Origin of the sequence: Oscillatoria sp. CS-180, from assembly GCF_028330965.1 — a bacterium.
Taxonomy (GTDB): Bacteria; Cyanobacteriota; Cyanobacteriia; order Phormidesmidales; family Phormidesmidaceae; genus Halomicronema.
In genome coordinates this window covers 1-19,332 of record NZ_JAQMUB010000097.1, presented here as the reverse complement: position 1 = coordinate 19,332, position 19,332 = coordinate 1, and the positions used below count along the sequence as shown (strand labels likewise).

The window sequence follows — 19,332 nt, the reverse complement described above, 5'->3', positions numbered from 1 at the left end:
GCGCTTAGGCGCAGCGGGCATGAAATCTCTTTCGCATATTTAAGGACACTATGAACACCCACACTACCCATACTCTCCTTGCAGAGACTATTCAAATTGGCAAAATCCTCTTTGCTAGTGGTTTATTCAAGGAATTGGAAAATGAGGAGCAGGCTGTTGCCATAATCTTGCGAGGCCAGGAACTCGGTATTCAACCAGTTGCCTCACTGATGAAAGGGAAAACCCTTGTCGCAGCTCCCTGTCACGATGCCACATCGCCCAAATCCAACGCCCAGCACATCAGCGACTTGCTGAATGAACTTGGGGTTGTCGAACTGGCTGCTCGCAGGTCCGTGGCAACCCAGTATCTTGGTGCCCGCAAAGCTGCCGACCTTTCTCAAAAGGAACTAGAGGAGGCTCTAGCCGCCATTCGTGAGGCATACACTCCGGAAGAGGAAGCAGCCGAAGAAGTCGAAACCGTTGTGGTTGAAGACGATACTGAACCTATTCAGACCCCGGAATCTGCTGCAATTCCTTCTACGATCAAAGCCTCTGACGAAGATGAACCGACCACCGCGAGAGCCGCTATCTCAGTCGCACTCGACAGAGCAGGCATCACTGATGCTGATTGTCGTCAATCCATCGTCAAGAAACAGCTTCTTGCTGTCCGACGCCGCAAGGTGGAAAGTCTCACACCTGAAGAACTGGCAACAGTCGTCGAAGGCATCGCAGCAGCGGCATAAGCCTCATTATCAATAGTTTTGCTTCTATTCAGCCATCCGTCTGGGTGGCTGTTTTTTGGGCTATCGCCGTGCAGGGCTGACCTATAAAGGCGAAAGATTATGCCTAAAGTAAAAACCTCCTGCGGCCCCCGTGACAAGCTGTTGCGGCTGGAGCAGGAATTAAACCAAATCTTCCTAGAGAGAGCAGACCTTATCCGCATCATCCTGCTCTCACTGCTGACTTGCCAGCACTGCTTAATCTTTGGCAAACCGGGCGCGGCTAAAAGTAGCCTGGTTCGCGCCATTGCTTCAGCCATTTCAGGCGGTTGCTTTCAAGTGCAACTGGGCAAGGACACGACTACGGATCAGCTCTTTGGGCCGATTAGAGTGTCTGAACTGCCCAACGACCGACTGTGCCGAGCCTTCGAGAACTTCATGCCAGGGAAGCCGTTGGCTTTTCTGGATGAAATTGACAAGGCCAACAGCGTGATCCTCAACGCCCTCTACACGGCGATGGAGGAACGGCTGTTTCTCAACGATGGTGAGATGTGCGACATGCCCCTCATTAGCCTGTTTGGGGCGGCAAACAGTATCTCCCAGCTTCAAACCGAAGCCCTCGCGCCACTGCTAGACCGCTTCCTGTTCCGCATTGAGGTGGACTGGATGCAGTCAGACTCCAATTTTCTGGAGTTTGTCCGGCGTCGTGCCACGGGTGACAGTCCATTCATCACGACTGTCCTCAGCATCACTGAACTTCAGCAGATGCAGGCAGCGGCCAGCAATACTGACTTTCCTCCCGACATGCAGGAGGCGATCGCTCGCCTTCGCAAAGAACTTGCTGTTGAGGATATTCATGCCTCGGATCGGCGGTGGGGTAGCTGCGTCGATTTACTGCAAGCAACGGCGTTCCTCAACGGCAACAGCGCAGTGACCGGCGCAGACTTCGCCGTCCTCAAGCATGTGCTCTGGACGGACAAAAAGCAAATTTTAGTCATCGAGAGAACGCTGAAGCCTTTGCTGAAGCTGCGGCCCTTAAAAGCGAAATCGCAGTTCAAGCAAGCGCTTGATCCGGTGATCGATAGGGCAACCCAGGCCATGCAGAACTTTGATATCGACACTGCAATAGGTCAAGCCGCGATCGCGCTGACCGATTTGCAGGGACTCAAGGATGGCCTGGCCCAGGTGCCGCAGACCCAGGAAATTTGCCAAGCGTTGACGGTGATTGACCAGAAGATCACCCAGCTCGAAACGCATCGCCAAATGATCACTCACTAAGGAGCAAACCATGACTTTGCAGATTCAACCAATCCCTTCTAACTGGACATCCCAGGTAGCATCACTGTGCTATGTCTTGTCCCAATGGGATCGGGACACCTGGAAGGACTACTTGCAGGCTTTCCCCGATTTTGCAGCCGCTATCGACATTGGTGAGCAACGGATAAAGGGCTGGGAACTATTCGCAGAGGAGATGTTTCACCGCCTCTACACAGCACCCCAACCGATTCCCCACGATCAACTCCGACCCGAAGCGCTCTGGGGGCATGTCCTCCACCAGCTCATCAATGAGTCTGTGGACATCGGCGAACTTCAGATTGCCTGCCGAAATAACAAACTGGCAGCCGGGGAAGCTACTTGTAAGCTCTGTGAGTGGGCGATTGAGAAACTGCCCCAACCGCCCCGTAGCTTTAACCCGCAAAAGGCTGAAGAACTAGAGGCGGAGTTTGTGCGTCTCCAGACTGAGCTCACAGCACGGGAGGAAGCTCACAAGCGTCTCAAGCTGGAACGACAAGCGGAAACCGACTCGCAAAGGTTAGCAGCTTTGCAACAGCAGCTTGAACAGCTCGACTTTGACGTCGCTGGCCTCAAGAAAGCGGTTCAGAAGATCAAAACCAAGATGGGGCGAGTCGATAAAGCGGCCCAAGCCTTCGCTGAGAAGATTGGCGAGGCAATGGCCGAGGAAATCGCCAATGCAGTGTATCAAGCCCTGAACAGGGTGTATGAGCAACGCATGGCTCTGATTGGCTTTGGCTGGGGAGATGGCCTGGGCACCCTCAAGTGTCCTGGTACGGCCCAACAGAAAGAGCGAGTCGCCCAACGCCTGATGAGCAATCAGCGGTTCCGTCAAATCGCTGAAGCTGCGGGTCGCTTCCAGGCGATCGCGGCCCTCCGGCAGGGGGTAAAGCGCTCCAAACAAGTGCCCGACCAGATTGCTGATACCAGCACGGGCAACGATCTCGCCAAGCTAGCTCCCTCTGAGTTAGTCCGAGTCGCCCTCGATGCGGCCCGCACCCATTTCATGAAAGACTTCGCCGAGGAGTCCCTGATGCAACAGGAGTTCGATGGCAGTAGTGATGACGGTCAACAAGGCCCCGTCGTCATCTGTCTCGACAAGTCTGGTTCGATGGATGGGCCGAATGAGGTTGAATCAACCGGCTTGATGCTGGCCTTGGTGGGTATCGCCCAGAGCCAGAACCGAAAAGCACGGGTCATTCTCTATGACTCGCAGGTGCGGCACGTCAAGGACATTGACCCATTAACGGCCTCTCCAGCTGATCGGCTCGATCTGGCAGATCGGCAGTACGGGGGCGGCACCGACTTCATGAAACCGCTTTCTGAAGCTCTCGACGCCCTGGATAAACACGCGGACCTGAAAGAGGCCGATGTCGTGTTCATTACGGATGGCGAGGCCGATGTGACCGAAAGCTTCTCCCAGAAATGGCGAGAAGCCCAGCAGCGCTTGAACTTCAAGGTCTATACGCTGCTCGTCGGCAGCTATGTCAACACTGAAGTTTTAGATCGCTTCAGCGACATAAATATCCATGTCAGAGATTTGAGCGACCCTCAAGTTCATCAGGTCTTTGACATCTGAATTCGACCACTAATCGGGAGTGCAGCAGGGCCACACTCCCGATTTTTCGCATGAGGACATTCCAGTGAAACCCTTAGTTATTTTGCTAACGAACATTCTGAACCGCCCTGAAATTCCTGAACGACTGGGACTCTACGAAGATCGGGTAGAAGTGGCCGTTTTAGACGCTCAAGGCAACCTCTCTATCGAGGAGCGCCTATCCAAAAGCATCAACTTAATGGCAATCTTGCCAATCTCCCATTTCCTGATCTCCGGTAGCCCCGTGGGTTATGCCTACTGGCTGAGCCAATCAGAGAGCGGTTTTCCGACTCTCCGAAAACTCAAAGCCACGCGGTTCCCGTGGGGGAATTTACTGGAAGAGGGGTACTGGGAAGAAGTGGATGTGCCAGGCTTCAATAAGCCCTATGCCCACCTGATTGAGGGGCTAATGCAAGAGCTTCAGCCATTCCATACGCTGCTAGTTTGCGACAGTGACTTAGATCGGGAAACGTCCAAAGACTTGGGCTTTGCTCATCAGGGAGGCGTCTGCGAACAGTCTAGCGACGAGTGGCTAGAGCGCAAGACCCCTGAGCCGTGGCAACAACAGACTACACAAGCCGTACAAAATACTCCGGTAGCTTCAGGTTCAGCCTCTCGCTATTTCGAGTGTGTCAACTATTCCGAAAACGCTTCCAAGTTTTGGGAAATAACGATGCGTTCTGATGGGCTGGGCTTCCAAACCCGATATGGACGGATTGGCACGAAAGGCCAATCTAGACTGAAGGTCTTCGCCAACCAGTTCGCCTGTCAAGCGGCATATGACGACATCATCAAGGCGAAACTCCGCAAAGGCTATGTCGAATCGTGATTGTCACCGACGCCCTGACCAACGCTTCTCATCTGGGAAGCGTCTTTTTTTGCGCGGCTGGGCTATCTGAGCGACCTTCCTTCAGGCAGAAGCAACATGAAGTATGTCTTTCGGGCATCGGCTCCACCGAGGAGCGCGACATACTCATCAAGGCTGGGGTGACACGCATCCTAGTTGACCCCACCGATTTGCACAACGCCAAGGGCATGAATGCCCAAGCCGCTCTCGACTCTGGGGCCTATCGCGCCTCAAAAACGGAACAACAATTGATGTCGATCGCGATCGTTCGAGTTTGTCGTCGCACCTGATGAACTTGGCGACATGGACGAAACCCTTGCCAACTGGAACCGCTGCAAAAACTGCGGTCTACCCCTGGTCCCGGTTTGGCAATGGGGCGCGGATATCGCCGTTTTGCATCAGTTTCTCGAAGAATCCGCCCTTGCCGGAATTGGGGCTTGCGTCCCGTGGTTGCATATCGATCAGAGTCGGAAACGGTCAAAAAAGGATATCGACATAGATTATAAGTATCGAGGCAATCCAGAGCCATCTAGACGAGCACGGATTCGCCCTCTCCAAGTCCGCGATCGCCGAAGCCCATCAATTCATCGAGTAAAATTTTGGCCCTTTCGCTTACGCCTGGAAGGGATGACAAGCAATTCAGCTAGCACTATGGATATTCATGATTTGGTTCAGACCCAGGATCATCAAATTGGCGAGGTCGTAGGTTTTACGGGACTTCCCAAGGGTTTCGTCTTGGTTAGAGTTGAGGGCCGCAGACATAAGCTTGCGCCTCGTCAACTACGCGCAGTCCAGTGCTGTTAAACGGCACACGATTCCCATCTCAGCTATGCCTTTCTGAGCAGTCGTCCGTGAAGACGACTGCTTCTTTTTTGGCTATCGCCGCGCAGGGGCGACCCTTCATAGGCGAATCATTATGCTACTTCAACAACAACATGAGCCCACTTGTGATGCGGCTCAGGAAAACGGAATTTTAGACCTCGTGCGGCAGTTGGGCCGCATCTTTTGGCGGAACTGTAAACTTCACCGCAGTCACGCCCGGAAATTAATGCAAACAGCCTTTGGCGGTTCCGACGCTGAGGGCCTGTGGTCATGGAAAGAGGTCTATGACCTTCAAGAATCGGCCTTTGTTTTCATGCTCCCCTACTTCGCAGAGGACATGAAAACTCAAGGCACCTCGGCGATCGCCGCCCTGCAGCAGTTCGCCCGACTAGAAGCGTTGGGTCTGACTCATACGCGACGCAACGAAGAAGCGATCGCCCTGCAACAGTTCTCAACACCGCTGCAACTGGCGTATGTAGCCTCTCACTGTGCGCGGGTTACACCAACCGATCTAGTTCTAGAACCCTCAGCCGGAACGGGCATCTTAGCCCAGTTCTGCGCCGTGCGCGGGGCTCAAGTGGTTCTGAATGAGTTGAGCGATCGCCGATTTGAACTATTGCGCCTGTTGTTTCCACAAACGGCGGTGCATCAGTTCAATGCTGAGCATATCCACGACCTGATGCCGGGGCATGTTCAACCTTCCGTAGTGGTCATGAACCCACCGTTTTCTGCCTCTCCCAGACAAGATCGGCGTAATCCTGATGCCACCGGCAACCATGTACGTTCTGCGTTTCTGCGGTTAGTACCGGGTGGTCGCCTGGTGTTGGTTTCGGGACGTTGGTTTTCGCCGGACTCCAAATTCTGGAGAACTGCGTTTTCTGGTTTAGAGGATCAGGTCTGCGTCCGCGCCACTGTGGTCTTCTCTGGGGATACCTATCTCAAGCACGGTACCTCCATCGAAACTCGCTTAACCGTTATCGATAAAGTAGCTCCCATCGGAACCCCAATGTCCCTAGACATCGGAACCGAGTGGATGATTACTCAGATCGACAGCAAAACTGCCAAGGTGCGATCGCTGGAACTGGCGAAAGTGGCTCATCTACTCCGGTCACTCCCGCCCCGCAGTGAGCTGCAACTCCGGTCATTGCCTCTCCGCGATGAGCCGCAGCCAGCCAAACCTCAAGCGGCTAAAGCCAAGGCCAAAGCACAGCCGAAACCAACTCCACAACCCACTGAAGTGAATCCTGGCCCGTTCTGGGATGACGTGATCGACGTGGAGTATGAGGAAGTGCCCCCGACCACCACACAAACTCAGGCAGTTTTGTATGAGGTCTATCAACCTCAGCGCATCTCTATCCAGGGGGCGCAGAAGCATCCTACGACCTTGTGTGAGTCAGTCGCGCTCTCCGCAGTGCGGCCACCGATGCCTAGCTATCGGCCTAAGTTGCCAAAAGCGGTGGTTGAGGGCCTGCTCTCAGAAGCACAGCTAGAGAGCGTCGTCTATGCAGGCGAAGCCCACAGCCAGCTTCTTGGCGGCTGTTACAAAGTTGACGAAACGCTGGACAAGATCGAGGTTGCCAGCAGTGGCGACCCGGATGCCGTGCAATTTCGGTGCGGTTGGTTCCTCGGTGACGGCACGGGTTCCGGCAAAGGCCGTCAGGTGGCTGGTATCGTTCTGGACAACTGGCTCCAGGGGCGCACGAAAGCCCTATGGTTGTCTAAGTCCGACAAGCTGATTGAAGATGCGCGGCGGGATTGGAAAGCCCTTGGTGGTGACGAGTCCAAGGTCGTCTCACTCTCGAAGTTCAAGCTGGGTGCTGACATCCCCATTAGCGAAGGCATCTTGTTCACGACCTATGCAACCCTGCGGGGTGGCAGTCGGGGCGGCAAGAAGTCTCGGTTAGAGCAAATCACTGACTGGCTGGGTGCTGACTTTGAGGGTGTCATTGCCTTTGATGAGGCGCACTCGATGGGGAACGCGATCGCCCAAGAAGGGAGTCGCGGCATCCAGGAAGCCTCCCAACAGGGGCTCACAGGTCTGCGTCTACAAAATGCACTGCCCGATGCGCGGGTGGTCTACGTGTCAGCGACAGGTGCCTCTAAGGTGTCCAACCTCGCTTACGCTTCCCGCCTGGGCCTGTGGCAAACTGGCGACTTTCCGTTTCCTAACCGCTCTGACTTTATCTCGGCCATTGAGTCCGGTGGGGTGGCCGCAATGGAAGTGGTGTGTCGCGACCTGAAGGCGTTGGGCCTGTACTTCGCTCGAAACATCAGTTTCGAGGGCGTGGAGTATGATGCCCTGGCCGTTCCCCTGACGCCTGATCAAATCAAGATCTACGACACCTATTCCGAAGTGTTCCAGGTGATTCACACCCACCTGGAAGAGGCGCTGGCGGTCAGCGGCGCAAACTTGAACCGCTCGGCTAAAGGCGCGGCGCGGTCGGCCTTCGAGTCGAACAAGCAGCGGTTCTTCAACCACCTGCTGACCTCAATGAAATGCCCCAGCCTGCTTCAGGCAATGGAGGCAGATCTAGCAGAGGGGTTGGCCCCAGTGATCCAATTGGTTTCGACCAATGAGGAGATGATCAAACGCCGTCTATCAGAGGTGCCCACCGAGGAGTGGGATGACCTCAACATTGATGTGACCCCACGAGAGAACATCATGACCTACTTGTTCAATGCGTTCCCTGTGTATCTCTATGAGGCATACACAACCGAAGATGGTCAGGTGCGTTCCAGTTTGGTGCAAGACGCTGACGGCAATCCCGTGATCTGCCGTGAAGCGGAAGACCAGCGAGACGCCCTAGTTGGCAAAGTGGCGTCATTGCCAGCCCTATCCGGTGCATTAGAGCAAATTCTGCACCATTTTGGTCATGATCGGGTCGCAGAAGTCACCGGGCGTTCCGTGCGGATTCTCAGTGATCCAGATGGGCGACAGTATGTGGCGAAGCGTCCGGCATCGGCGAATCTCTCAGAAACCCAATCCTTCATGGATGGAGAGAAGGATGTCCTGATCTTCAGCGGGGCCGGGAATACCGGACGCTCTTACCATGCCGACTTGGGCTGTCAGAATACGCGCAGGCGGGTGCATTACCTGCTTGAAGCGGGATGGCAGGCCGATGGCGCGATCCAAGGGCTCGGTCGGTCTCACCGTACCAACCAAGCTACAGCGCCGATCTTTCGGCCTGTGGTGACAGACGTACGCGGCGAGCGGCGATTCATCTCGACAATTGCCAGGCGACTCGATGCACTAGGGGCACTCACCCGAGGGCAGCGGCAGACCGGAGGACAGGGACTCTTTGACTCCAAAGACAACCTGGAATCTCTCTATGCCCAATCCGCACTACGGGAACTGTTCCGACTGCTGTATGCCGAGCAAGTAGACTGTTGCTCCCTGGCACAGTTTGAAAGGGCTACAGGGCTAACCCTGACCTCCAAAGAAGGGGGATTGCGGGAGGACTTGCCCAGTATGGCGCAGTTCCTGAACCGCATCCTGGCCTTGCCAATTCAGCTCCAGAATGACCTCTTTGAAGTCTTCGAGATGCTGGTCGAAACACGGGTGGAAGCGGCGATCGCTACTGGCACCTTCGAGAGTGGCGTTGAAACCATCCAGGCGGACAAGCTGGCGGTGGTGGATCGCAACGTGGTCTACACTCATGTCTCCGGCAGCGAAACCTTCTGCGTGGAGGTCGAGCGAAGCTGGCGGACGGAGTATACCAGCGTTCAAGAAGCCCTGGAGCTGCAGAAGAGATGGGAAGGCCGCTTGATGGTCAACCAGAAGTCTGGACGGGCGGCAGTCGTCATCCCAACCTCATCGGCGATGAGTGATTCGGGGGCGGTCATCCCTCGCGCGGCGCTGGTGCGTCCCATCATCCGTACCAAGCTGACTGTGGCCGAACTAGAAAACAGCACCTGGGAAGATGCTTCTGCATCTGAATGGCAGCGCTGCTGGCAGGACGAAGTGAGCCGAATTCCTGAATTCACCAGCGATCGGATCTTCCTGATCTGTGGCTTACTGCTGCCGATCTGGAACTCGCTAGACCGGGAAAACATGCGGGTCTACCGCTTGCAAACCGATGATGGCGAACGCCTCCTCGGTCGGGTGGTGGAGTTGCACAAGATGCAGGCGATCGCCAAGTCTCTGGGCGTTCATCAGGTCGAACTCACGGCTTCCGAGATGTTCGACACGGTGCTGAATCAGAAGCAACACCTACCTCTGCCGGGCGGGTTGTCGCTGAAATCCTCGTTGCTCATGGACGAGCGGCGACTGGAAATCACCGGCACCGTCTCGGATGGGCTGTGCGAACAGCTCAAGGCCGCAGGCTGCTTCACCGAGATCATCTCCTGGCGGCGACGGGTCTTTGTCCCAACCGACGAGACTCGCGGCCCGGAAGTTCTGGAGGCAGTGGTCAAGCTACTGAGTTAATTCACCTGCAATCGTTACATGGCAGTCATCCCTCGGGGTGGCCGCTTTCTTTTGGGCTATCGCCGCGCATGGCTGAAACTTCTATCAATTAAAAGCCATGCGTAAACAAACCGCTAAATCCAAAGCCTGTGACAAATTTCAAATCGTTGCCGACAACCTGCTGGCTCTTATGCAATCAGGCACCATACCCTGGCGCAAACCGTGGAGCACTGTTCCCACCTGCAACGCAGTGACCGGGCATCAGTATGAGGGACTTAACCCGCTGTTGGCCCAGGTTGATGTACTCGCACATGGGTATCAATACCCTCTGTTCGCTGGGTTCAAACAAGCCCAGGAAAAGGGTTGGAAGCTCCGCAAAGGCAGCAAAGCCACCTGGCTCCGCTGGGGCGGTACCGTTCGTAAGGAAGAGGAAGATCCGGTAACGGGGGAAACAGAGGAAAAATTCTTCACCACGATCAAGTGGCTCCAGGTCTTTAACCTGGACTGCTTCGACGATAGTGAATCCTCTCATCCGATCTCTGAGGTGATCGATCGCTATCGAGGCCCAGAGAACCCTGACCCCCGAATTGATGATGCAGAATGGCTCATCTTCTCCCAAGATGCCGACATTCAGCATGGTGGGAGCAAAGCCTGCTACTCGCCCAGCCGCGATCAAATTCGCTTACCTCGCTTCGCGGATTTCTCCAGTGCTGAACTGTACTACAGTACAGCGATTCACGAGTTGATCCACCGAACAGGGCACGAATCCCGCCTCAATCGGGACATTCGCAATAAGTTCGGTACCTCGGAGTATGCCTTTGAGGAAATGGTTGCAGAGCTGGGTGCTTCTTTCATCTGCAACGAACTGGATATCACCCCAGCGCTGGAGCACCATGCCAGCTTTCTCGAAGACTGGATGGAGCTAATCGGCACAGACAATAAGGCGTTCTTCAGGGCCACGACCCTCGCGCAGAAGGCCGCAAACCTGCTGCTAGAGAATGCTGCTGTCGATCTCGAAGTGGCTTGATGCCCTATTCCCGATGCCCCACGTGGGGCATCCCTTTTTGCTTTCGCTTTGCGGTTGGGACGTTTAAGAAGAGGTCAGGTTATGGCTGATCTGGAAAGCCGCATTGTCGAAGCCGCTAGGGATTTAATTCGCGCCCAAAAGCGTGAGCTACATCTAGAGCCATTTTTCAATGTGCTGGAGAATGCCGTTTCTCAAGCTAGTGATGACGAGTTTGACGAATGGTGCGCCCAGGTTGATGAGATCGTCTCGAAGTGCATGGGCGATCGCGGCATCGATGAGGAAAGACGAATGGAGTGGGACTACAGCGCTCATTTCAATGAAGGGCTAACTCGCGCTGAGGGGGCAGACCGGCTTTATCAGTTCCTCCTAGAGGCTGAGCAATGAGGTATTTCGTTGTGATTTCCCATAATGATGTGATGTCCTACAAGGGGACGGTACTGGTTCACGCAGCCGATATGGTGGATGCTGGTGAGATTGCGGCTGGCATTGATCCCGACGCAACTAAGATCATGACCTTCGAGCTGTTCATGACCTAGACATTTCCTCATTCAGCCTGCTCTAGCCGGGGAGTGCTGCTGAATGAGGATTTTTCATGGCTCAGGCTAAATTTACAGCAGGGCAACTGGTTCGCGTCACCGACATCAGCAGTCTTGCCTATGGGCGAATTGCAATGGTGATGGGCGGCGGGCAGCCCACCCAGGCCAAGGTTCGGTTTGTTGATCTGCCAAGGATAGTTGAACCGACCGACGATCCGTTAATTGCGGTTATGGCCATAGAGACCTTCAACAATGGGCAATTAGAGGCGGTTGAGGATGTCCCCATTGCCGATTTCTACGCTGCTGGAGAAATTTACGAACAGAATGGGGAGCGAGAATACGCTTGCTATTGCCTGGCTCATGGAAAGGCTGGGCAGCTAGATGCAGTTGCTGATGAGATCGCCAGGGGATGGTACACAAGCGGCGGCGAATGGAAGGAGCCCGAAGACGCTTATGTCTTCGATGACTTCACTCAGACGTATCCTCAGGGCTGGAGAGAAATCTCGTTGGCTGAGTACATTCGATTTCGTCAGGTTTTGCCCGATTGCACTCCCGGTTGTTAACCATAAGCTCTCGCCCTGGTGCCAGAAAGCTTTCTCACAAAGGTTTCTAGTTATTTTTAGGGGAGACTTGTCGATGGCAGCCATCAGAGAACTGGATTGGTCTGCTCATCTTGGCAAGCAGACCCGCATATATCGAAATTTGCAAAATGGGCGCATGTCCATCCAAGCCAAATCGCCCAAAAGCTGGAAAGTCGTTGGGCATGTGCTCGACTGCGTTCTAGGGGATGTCAAATTCCATGTGGTCGAATCAACCCGCCAGCGGGTGCTTACGCAGCAGCGGCGAACGGTTCACGCCTGGGGTCAGGGGACACTGATTGGAGTGAGCGACCTCGATATCTATGCGCCGATTGACCTGACCTACAACCCGTTTCTTAGCGATCGCTTCCTGGAGCGCGGTACTCAGAACCGTATCATCTATTGCAAATATCTGGTGATGAGAAATAACCAAGTTTGGCTCACGCCGGATGCGGTTGATGATGCCCGTTGTTGCCCCCTGCTGCGGCTTGTATGGAATCGTCCGAGAGGGTAGCGTGAAGAAAGTGTTAGGGAACAGGCAAGGGGACAATTAGCCCTTCTATTCCCTAACACTTTGAGGCGATCGCTCAGTCGCTTTCGCGGCGCTGAACTGCTATTCGATTAGGAGTTCAGCATGTATTTCGACTATGCCCTGGAACAAGAACGCACTGAAGCTAATGACGCGGCCCGGTGCGAAGCTGAGGAGGCAGGCATTCAAGCTGCACGGAATCTGGGAGCGGCTGATGCCACTTTCGTCCGAGAACTCCCTACATACGCTAATGGAGCCCTTATCCACCACAGTCCTCACAGACACTTTTGCTGGAGCGATGTGGATACCCCCGAACAGTCCCGTGCCTCCAACGAATTCTAGATTTTCACACCTTCCCCCTGGCTTCCGAAAGGAGGCCAGCTCTCTTTTCGCTGTTGCGCTGCATGGCTGACCTATCAATCCATACAAGTCATGCGTGTAAAAGACTGCGCTGCCCCTTACAGGCCAGCAGCCCAAACCACAACTTTATCAGCCCTGATCGATACCGTCCTGGGGTATTCCTTGGGGCAAGAAATCCTCGCTAATCTAATCGACGAGGATGAGCAAGTCTCACCGCAAAACCTGCGCGATCGCTTGCGGGTTGCCATCCGAGCTGGAGCGCTACCCCGGTTGACCCCGAAGCGGCTAGAGAAACTCCAGGCTGCGCTAGAGTTGGGCCGACAGCTCTACGTCGAAGAGACTCCGCTGGGAGAAGCCCTCGATACTCCCGATAAAGCGGTAGCCGTTTTCAACTGCATCGCCTGGGAACCGACCGAGAAATTCGCGATCGCTTGTTTGGATATCAAGCATCGCCTTCTCTGTTGCCGCATTCTCTCGTCGGGAACGGCGACTCAGACGATCGTTCATCCGAGGGAAATCTTTTCAGTCGTCATGCAGGCAGGGGGGACACGGTGCGTCATCGCGCACAACCATCCCAGCGGCAGCACTGAACCCTCGCAAGATGACATCGAACTCACGAGGCAACTTCTGGACGCTGCCAAGGTGATGGACATCCCCATCCTGGATCATTTAGTTGTTTCGCACGGAGACTATATGTCCCTGCGAGCAACGACTGGTCTGTGGACGGACTAATCAAACCGCCACCCTCAAGCAATCTTAAGGGTGGCGGTTCTTTCGTTAATCGACCGATAAGCGTAAAGAATCATTGCATGGGACAACTGAGAGATATCTCCCCGATAGGTTTGGCGGGCTCTGAGAAAGGCGATCGCCCCTTGCTGGTGACTGCATGTAGGGCCGGTCCCGTTATCGGCAAAGGAGACGGCTAACGCCTAGCAGCAATGGAAATTCCAAAAGGAAATTGGCTATGTCTATCAACAACGCTACGATTATTGGTCATCTCGGTGGCGACCCTGAAGTTAAGTACTTCGAGTCCGGTTCTTGCACTGCTCGCCTGACGGTATACGTCAATGAAAAATTCACGAAGAACGGCGAAACTCAAGAACAAACCCATCGCATTCCCGTAGAAGCTTGGGGTAAGACCGCTGAGTTCTGTGCTGACTATCTGCGCCAGGGAGCGCATGTGGCTGTCACTGGCTCATTGGCAGAAAATCGTTGGACTGATCAGGCGACTGGCGACAACCGCTCGCGGCTCGTAGTCAAAGCCCAGCGCGTCGAAAACCTGACGCCGAAAGCTAAAGACCAAGACGACGACGGCGAACCGGAGTTTTAGACTCCCACTTTCCCTGCTCTCAACTCAGATTGAGGTTGGGGAATTTTTTGTTCCTCGGAGTATGGACTCCAGGACAGAACTGAAAAGTTGGTCTCACAATAGAGTCAAGATTTAATGCAGGCAACAAACCATGGCCACTCCAGATCACCTTTCTGACCGCGAGATTTATTTAACTGAACTTGGCAGCAGTAATGAAGACGTAGAAGCCCTGCTGTCCGGTGGCGCTGACATTGATGAACTGATCGCTGCTGGGGTGCTCAATGATAATGAGCCATCCTCCCAGGATGATGAAAAGGAAGGGAACGAAGCTGAGTCATCTACGTTCACCCGTGAAGAAGTCCTAGCTGAAATGGCATACGAGCAGAAATTTATCGGCTCTCATGGGCATGGCTATCGCCCAATCAGCCTCTAATCTACCTATCGCATAGAGGAATATGGTCAGCTTTCAGATCGGCCAGATTGACACAAAGACAGGTCAAGACCTGTACGACACGATTGGCGGAACGCAACAACGCCAATTCAAAGAGGTTGAGCACTCTTACCTGGAGCATTGGCTTGAGACGAACGGAATTGAAGCCGAGTTCTTTACCGGGAAGTTTTACGGCAGTGTAAATGATGCGGATCGCCAGCGCCTTGAGAGCGAGGGCAAGGTCTTAGCCTTTACCAACGGCAAGTCTGGATACTTCACTGACCCAGAAACTGCCCGACTAATGACCGAGGGCGATACCGAACGAGGCATTGCACCAATCTACGCTGCCGATAAAAACTCACCTCATAATTTTGTTGCCTATGGCAGCTTGGTGGCTTCAGATGGCATCGCTTCAACCGCGATTCCACAGGCGCGAATTCTAATCATTGACGACGAGCAGCGATCTCACGGGGATACGCAGCTACTCGACAAGCACGGCCACCCCATACCCCAAGCAGCGATCGAAAAGCTCTATGACAAGATGGGCGACGGCACCATGCTGGTGCCCCACCAAACCATGAAGGCCCTCATCACGGATGCAGAGCGCGACACCATCACCGCTAAAGCCTTTGAGAAAGCCGGGGTAGACCCGAACATCATCGCCATTGGGCAAGACCTGGATCAAGTAGATGCGGCCACCGCCACTGTAGAGCAGCAAATCAATGGACTGGCCGAACGCACAGTATCGCAGTTTCGAGCGGCAACGCCCGATCTTCCCGGCATCGCTAAGGGCACCATGGGCGCTAGTCGCTGGTGTAATCGCTTAGGGGTAGACGCGATCATCTCCACCAATGACATCAAAGGCGATGATGGTAGGCTCTCAACTCCGGGCATTCAGGAGGTTTCGCAGCTTTGGGTGAATCGCAAGTCGGACGGGGAATACGGCCAACAGGCAGTGGGGCCGCAGGTGAAAGGCTGTATCCCAGAAGCGACCCTGCGCGAGTTCAACCCGCGCATTAAAGCTCAGGTCACAGAACTGGCAGCGATCGCAGATGATCTGGCTCAACTCAAGCAGCATTATGTAGAGCGAAAAGATCGGCAACAAGAACGTTCCCAGTCTGCTGATGATCTGAGCGAGGACGCCCCCAAAGCCAAATCAGAGTGGCTATACGAAACCCTCAAAGCGGATAAGTATGGGCAGCTCACTGGCTTCAAACGGATCAATACAGCCCTCGAACGAGATATTAAGGGGGAGTGGCAGGAAAGCGCGGTCAGAGGTATCTCCGTCCCCTCCGCAATGGCTCAACATCATTCACAAGTGAAACCGTGGGAAGTGTGCAATAAAGACCTGCCCCACGGCGCGGTGGTAGCTTACTATCGCTCCCCCTTCCCGAACGTGGGCGCAGCGGCGATCGCGATTAACAACACTGAAGACTTAAAAGATCAGGACAGAGAAGCCTTTTCTAAAATGGGAGTGGCCTACCTCAATCCCTGGACAGCAAAGCACATTGCCATTACTGACTTCGACCGAGATGCCAATGGCTATTTTGTCGGCTACGAAGCGACGGTGGCCGACCTCCCCCAGCAGCTCCGCCAGCAGTTAGCGGAAACCAAAAGCTTACCTCCAGCAGAACAATACGAAGCGGGGCGGGCCGCGATCGGACAATTTATTGAGCGCATGGAGCAGGGGCAGGAAAACCGCCTCATCCCGGCTGAGTACCCCTTAGCGGTAAAAGAGTTCGTGGAGCGCACGGCACCGGACAAGAAGCCTCCGGAGATTGAGAAGCAGAAGAAGGTAAAGCACCCGTGGTATGAAAGCGAATCACATTCGACAGCCACCTGGAGAGCCTGGGAGATCACCGCCGATAATCAGACGGGGAAAGTTGCCAACGCCGGGATGACCTTGCAAAGCTTTGCCCTGGAGATGACTTACACTCCTCCTGATCAACAAGAGGAACTACTCCGGCAGGTCGCGACTTCATTTGCCAAGCAACTGCGGCAGGCCAATGCTGGGAAACTGACCATTCCAGATGACGAGCAATTGCAAGCAAAGGGGTTTCCTGCATATCACTTCAAAGAACGAATGGAGCGGGTGGCAAAAGCTCACAACCAATTAGCAACCCTCTCGAATCCTCAAGAACGGCAAGCGTTTGTTAGGCAAAAGCTCAGCTATGCTGCCGACCTTCTCTCCAATGCTGTAGACGGACCCAATGCGGTAAACCTGCAAACGGCTGTAGACACGGCGAAAAGCTCCAGAGGCATCGACGAATCCCACCATACTTTTATCCGAGGGTTGGCCTATAAGGATCACGAACTCCGGCAGCATCAGAAAGACCCAAATACTTACACTAATGGGCAGTTGATGCCCACCAACACCCAGGAGCCAATTGGGTGGAATGTCGAAGCCGTCAACGCCGTCTACAAAGATGTTCACTTACCGGAGCTGCGGCATGAAGCTTTCCGCGATCTCTTTCCCAAGACCGCGACACCGGAGCAGGAAGAGAAAGCCCTAAAGATCGCTCGCACCTACAACGATCGCATCGCCAACTACCAGACGGCCAAAGACCGCCTACGGGAAAAACGCGCTGAAGATGAGCAACCCACGTTGCTAGTCACCTCCTCTAGCGGGAAAAGCCTTACCCTTCAAAACATCAAAGACAAAGATGGAGAGCTACCCATCTGGAGAGCTAATGGCCCCCAACCAGACTGGGAAATTGCCATCAGACCAAACCACCTGAGTAAATCAGAGCAGTTTGTCGCTTCACTGACCTACACCGCCGCTGGTGGCGATCGCGTGACCTCTCCCCTCGGCACGGTAGCCCCTGAGTCGGTCCGTGAGCATCACTTGCCCGAACGCCTACAACAACGGCCCAACCACACCCTGACCATCCCGCAGCCCACGGCCCAGATTCAGGCTCCTTACGCCCAGCAGAATGACCTTGACGAAATGATGGAGCGGGCGACTCAGTATGTGGATAATGCGATCGCCGAGATTCCTAAAGCGGAGCGGCAAGACTACCTCTCATCGCTATGGCGACATAGCGAAGGCATGGGACTGGCCCTCAAGAAATTCACGCCGGAGATTGTCGATCGCCTCTCTACCGTCCCCGAAATTACCCTGACGGGCCTTCAGCACAGCAGTAATGAAGCCGGACAGATTCCCCCCGGCGAGTACACGGCTCGCTTCAGTAAGTACAGCTACAAAAAGAACGGCGAAACGCGCACGACTTCATCGGTGGCGATCGTCACGGAAGACGGCGAAGAAAAGCAGTTTGGGGCACTCTCGGCTCGCTCCATGCACCTACCCATCAGCACCACAGTCAGGGCCAATATCCAGATAGCCCCCTCCGGCAAGATTGCCAAGATGCAGGTGCTTGACTTAGCCCCAGAACCCGAACCACAGACAGTAGAACCACTACGAGCCTTGGGATCCCCGATGGAGGTGCCAGCGATCGCAACCACTAGCTTCCCCGACCCGGCATCGATGGCCGCAGAGTCACAGGGTAATTATCAGCCCACTTCTGCGAAGCCAGCGCACAAGCCAGCCGACTTGACTCAACCGGGGGATGATGGCATCACGCCAACTGGCAAACCGATTAAGATGGCCTTCCCGCTCATGCTGCACGGGGAGAAGAACCCCTTGCCTGTCAATACCTGCCTTGAAGCGATGCGCGGTTATGGGCGCACTCATACCACTCGCAGCTACGAACCCTACAAAGCCTATGGCTTCAAAGAGGGCAACATTGCGATCGCCTATTCTGGCGATAAACAGGTAGCGTTTCGAGTGGGGCCGCAATACCGCATCACTCCAGCGATGATGGATGATCCGACTTACCAGCAGCAGTGGGCCGCACAGGAGAAGCACAGTCCTAAGGTGCTGCGAACCTTCAAGGGAAAAACCGCATGGGGCCTCAAGATGGCACCGTTGGGCGACTACCAGGACGGACAAATCACACCCTTCCCGGATCGCTCCGGTGAAATTTACTCACCTTCCCGTGAAGAACTCCGGCAATGGTGTGCGGTCGAGATCGCTAGCGGCAACGAACCTTTGACCGCTGAAATCATGACGAAGGGCAAGCAGCTCAATGCTCTCTACACCCAGGAAACGGGCAGCAGAGAAAAACCGCCGATGGACTACCGCAATGCTTCACTGGTGATTAGCCAGAGCGATCGGCAGCACATGCAGGATTCGATCGCAGCGGGAAAACAAACGCTGGAAGTAGCAGGGAGATCGCGGCAAGCTTGCAAGGTATCGGCAGAACTGGCGTAGCGATCGCCGAAAGTGTTAGAGAATATTTGAGGAAAAGTACATCGATTTATACCCTAACGACTCAAAATCTAATGGCAAAATGTAGCGGCAGTAGGTAATCTTTGCAACTCCACCTGCAGATTTCATCCGTCCGCGGCCATACCGTGTTAGCTGACAGGCCTCTCCTTGACTTGGTGTGGAACAAGGCTAGAGAAAAGTCCGAGGCTCCTGGTTCGGCGTTCCAGCAAAGCTTAATCTCACACGAACTCAGAGAGAGCCGCTGACAGTAAATCCAAATGTTTAAGGCCAATAGCACGCAGTTATAAAAATTTCCAGATGATTTATGCCCTTTTGGGCCGAACTGCTTGTAGTCTCAGATTAACCGCATTCCCCACAATTGCTTCCAGTCGCTCACTCTTTAGCTCCCACACTGCTTCAGGCTCTGTAATACCTGATTGATGTAAAGCAAGATAACTTCCTCTCTCAAGACGAATAGGAAGGTTGAGTAAGCCTAGTACCTGACGGCAGAAATAAAGGAACTATTCATGAGGTGAGTGGTTTGCCCGTGTAATTCCACTTAAAAGGCTTGGCCATGGTGCGATTGAAGTAATCGACAAAGGCCAGAATCTTCTTCTTGAGATGAGCTTGACTC

The 19,332-nt window shown here is 54.3% G+C and carries 17 protein-coding genes; all 17 read left to right on the top strand.

Annotation, left to right across the window (positions count from 1 at the left end; translation table 11 throughout):
- The first annotated feature begins 50 nt into the window (after positions 1-50).
- A complete protein-coding gene (locus tag PN498_RS26440; protein WP_272066459.1) occupies positions 51-722 on the top strand; it encodes a hypothetical protein in 672 nt (223 codons plus the stop codon).
- A 99-nt stretch (positions 723-821) separates the two neighbouring features.
- The gene (locus PN498_RS26435) at positions 822-1,976 is read left to right on the top strand and encodes an AAA family ATPase (protein ID WP_272066458.1); all 1,155 of its coding nucleotides are present in this window, start codon (positions 822-824) and stop codon (positions 1,974-1,976) included.
- 10 nt (positions 1,977-1,986) lie between these two features.
- Positions 1,987-3,570: a VWA domain-containing protein gene (locus PN498_RS26430; protein WP_272066457.1), complete on the top strand. Its 1,584-nt coding sequence runs from the start codon at positions 1,987-1,989 to the stop codon at positions 3,568-3,570.
- A gap of 64 nt (positions 3,571-3,634) precedes the next feature.
- Positions 3,635-4,417, top strand: coding sequence for a WGR domain-containing protein (locus PN498_RS26425; protein WP_272066456.1), 783 nt, complete (start codon positions 3,635-3,637; stop codon positions 4,415-4,417).
- On the top strand, positions 4,414-4,725 hold the full coding sequence (locus PN498_RS26420) for a hypothetical protein (protein ID WP_272066455.1): 312 nt from the start codon (positions 4,414-4,416) through the stop codon (positions 4,723-4,725). The genes PN498_RS26425 and PN498_RS26420 overlap by 4 nt, the downstream gene beginning before the upstream one ends.
- A gap of 13 nt (positions 4,726-4,738) precedes the next feature.
- Entirely contained in the window at positions 4,739-5,239 is a 501-nt protein-coding gene (locus PN498_RS26415) for a hypothetical protein (protein ID WP_272066454.1), read from the top strand.
- A gap of 112 nt (positions 5,240-5,351) precedes the next feature.
- Positions 5,352-9,683, top strand: a complete 4,332-nt coding sequence (locus tag PN498_RS26410) for a strawberry notch family protein (protein ID WP_272066453.1) — start codon at positions 5,352-5,354, stop codon at positions 9,681-9,683.
- A gap of 97 nt (positions 9,684-9,780) precedes the next feature.
- Positions 9,781-10,689 carry an ArdC family protein gene (locus tag PN498_RS26405; protein WP_272066452.1) on the top strand — a complete coding sequence of 303 codons (909 nt, stop codon included), beginning with the start codon at positions 9,781-9,783 and terminating at the stop codon, positions 10,687-10,689.
- An 81-nt stretch (positions 10,690-10,770) separates the two neighbouring features.
- Positions 10,771-11,073 (top strand): hypothetical protein, encoded by a 303-nt coding sequence (locus tag PN498_RS26400; protein WP_272066451.1) that lies wholly within the window; start codon positions 10,771-10,773, stop codon positions 11,071-11,073.
- Positions 11,070-11,225, top strand: coding sequence for a hypothetical protein (locus PN498_RS26395; RefSeq protein WP_272066450.1), 156 nt, complete (start codon positions 11,070-11,072; stop codon positions 11,223-11,225). Before PN498_RS26400 ends, PN498_RS26395 begins: the two co-directional genes overlap by 4 nt.
- Before the next feature lie 56 nt (positions 11,226-11,281).
- Positions 11,282-11,788 carry a hypothetical protein gene (locus tag PN498_RS26390; RefSeq protein WP_272066449.1) on the top strand — a complete coding sequence of 169 codons (507 nt, stop codon included), beginning with the start codon at positions 11,282-11,284 and terminating at the stop codon, positions 11,786-11,788.
- 73 nt (positions 11,789-11,861) lie between these two features.
- Positions 11,862-12,317 carry a hypothetical protein gene (locus PN498_RS26385; RefSeq protein WP_272066448.1) on the top strand — a complete coding sequence of 152 codons (456 nt, stop codon included), beginning with the start codon at positions 11,862-11,864 and terminating at the stop codon, positions 12,315-12,317.
- A 120-nt stretch (positions 12,318-12,437) separates the two neighbouring features.
- On the top strand, positions 12,438-12,674 hold the full coding sequence (locus PN498_RS26380; RefSeq protein ID WP_272066447.1) for a hypothetical protein: 237 nt from the start codon (positions 12,438-12,440) through the stop codon (positions 12,672-12,674).
- A 90-nt stretch (positions 12,675-12,764) separates the two neighbouring features.
- Entirely contained in the window at positions 12,765-13,424 is a 660-nt protein-coding gene (locus tag PN498_RS26375; protein WP_272066446.1) for a JAB domain-containing protein, read from the top strand.
- A 232-nt stretch (positions 13,425-13,656) separates the two neighbouring features.
- Positions 13,657-14,022: a single-stranded DNA-binding protein gene (locus PN498_RS26370; RefSeq protein ID WP_272066445.1), complete on the top strand. Its 366-nt coding sequence runs from the start codon at positions 13,657-13,659 to the stop codon at positions 14,020-14,022.
- 130 nt (positions 14,023-14,152) lie between these two features.
- Complete coding sequence (locus PN498_RS26365) at positions 14,153-14,434, top strand: hypothetical protein (RefSeq protein WP_272066444.1); 282 nt, start codon at positions 14,153-14,155, stop codon at positions 14,432-14,434.
- Between the two features lie 22 nt (positions 14,435-14,456).
- Positions 14,457-18,701 (top strand): hypothetical protein, encoded by a 4,245-nt coding sequence (locus PN498_RS26360; protein ID WP_272066443.1) that lies wholly within the window; start codon positions 14,457-14,459, stop codon positions 18,699-18,701.
- The last annotated feature ends 631 nt before the right edge of the window (positions 18,702-19,332 follow it).

Coding starts and splice junctions, on each gene's coding strand:
- PN498_RS26440 (WP_272066459.1), top strand. CDS start 51: ATGAACACCCACACTACCCATACTCTCCTTGCAGAGACTATTCAAATT.
- PN498_RS26435 (WP_272066458.1), top strand. CDS start 822: ATGCCTAAAGTAAAAACCTCCTGCGGCCCCCGTGACAAGCTGTTGCGG.
- PN498_RS26430 (WP_272066457.1), top strand. CDS start 1,987: ATGACTTTGCAGATTCAACCAATCCCTTCTAACTGGACATCCCAGGTA.
- PN498_RS26415 (WP_272066454.1), top strand. CDS start 4,739: ATGGACGAAACCCTTGCCAACTGGAACCGCTGCAAAAACTGCGGTCTA.
- PN498_RS26410 (WP_272066453.1), top strand. CDS start 5,352: ATGCTACTTCAACAACAACATGAGCCCACTTGTGATGCGGCTCAGGAA.
- PN498_RS26405 (WP_272066452.1), top strand. CDS start 9,781: ATGCGTAAACAAACCGCTAAATCCAAAGCCTGTGACAAATTTCAAATC.
- PN498_RS26400 (WP_272066451.1), top strand. CDS start 10,771: ATGGCTGATCTGGAAAGCCGCATTGTCGAAGCCGCTAGGGATTTAATT.
- PN498_RS26395 (WP_272066450.1), top strand. CDS start 11,070: ATGAGGTATTTCGTTGTGATTTCCCATAATGATGTGATGTCCTACAAG.
- PN498_RS26390 (WP_272066449.1), top strand. CDS start 11,282: ATGGCTCAGGCTAAATTTACAGCAGGGCAACTGGTTCGCGTCACCGAC.
- PN498_RS26385 (WP_272066448.1), top strand. CDS start 11,862: ATGGCAGCCATCAGAGAACTGGATTGGTCTGCTCATCTTGGCAAGCAG.
- PN498_RS26380 (WP_272066447.1), top strand. CDS start 12,438: ATGTATTTCGACTATGCCCTGGAACAAGAACGCACTGAAGCTAATGAC.
- PN498_RS26375 (WP_272066446.1), top strand. CDS start 12,765: ATGCGTGTAAAAGACTGCGCTGCCCCTTACAGGCCAGCAGCCCAAACC.
- PN498_RS26370 (WP_272066445.1), top strand. CDS start 13,657: ATGTCTATCAACAACGCTACGATTATTGGTCATCTCGGTGGCGACCCT.
- PN498_RS26365 (WP_272066444.1), top strand. CDS start 14,153: ATGGCCACTCCAGATCACCTTTCTGACCGCGAGATTTATTTAACTGAA.
- PN498_RS26360 (WP_272066443.1), top strand. CDS start 14,457: ATGGTCAGCTTTCAGATCGGCCAGATTGACACAAAGACAGGTCAAGAC.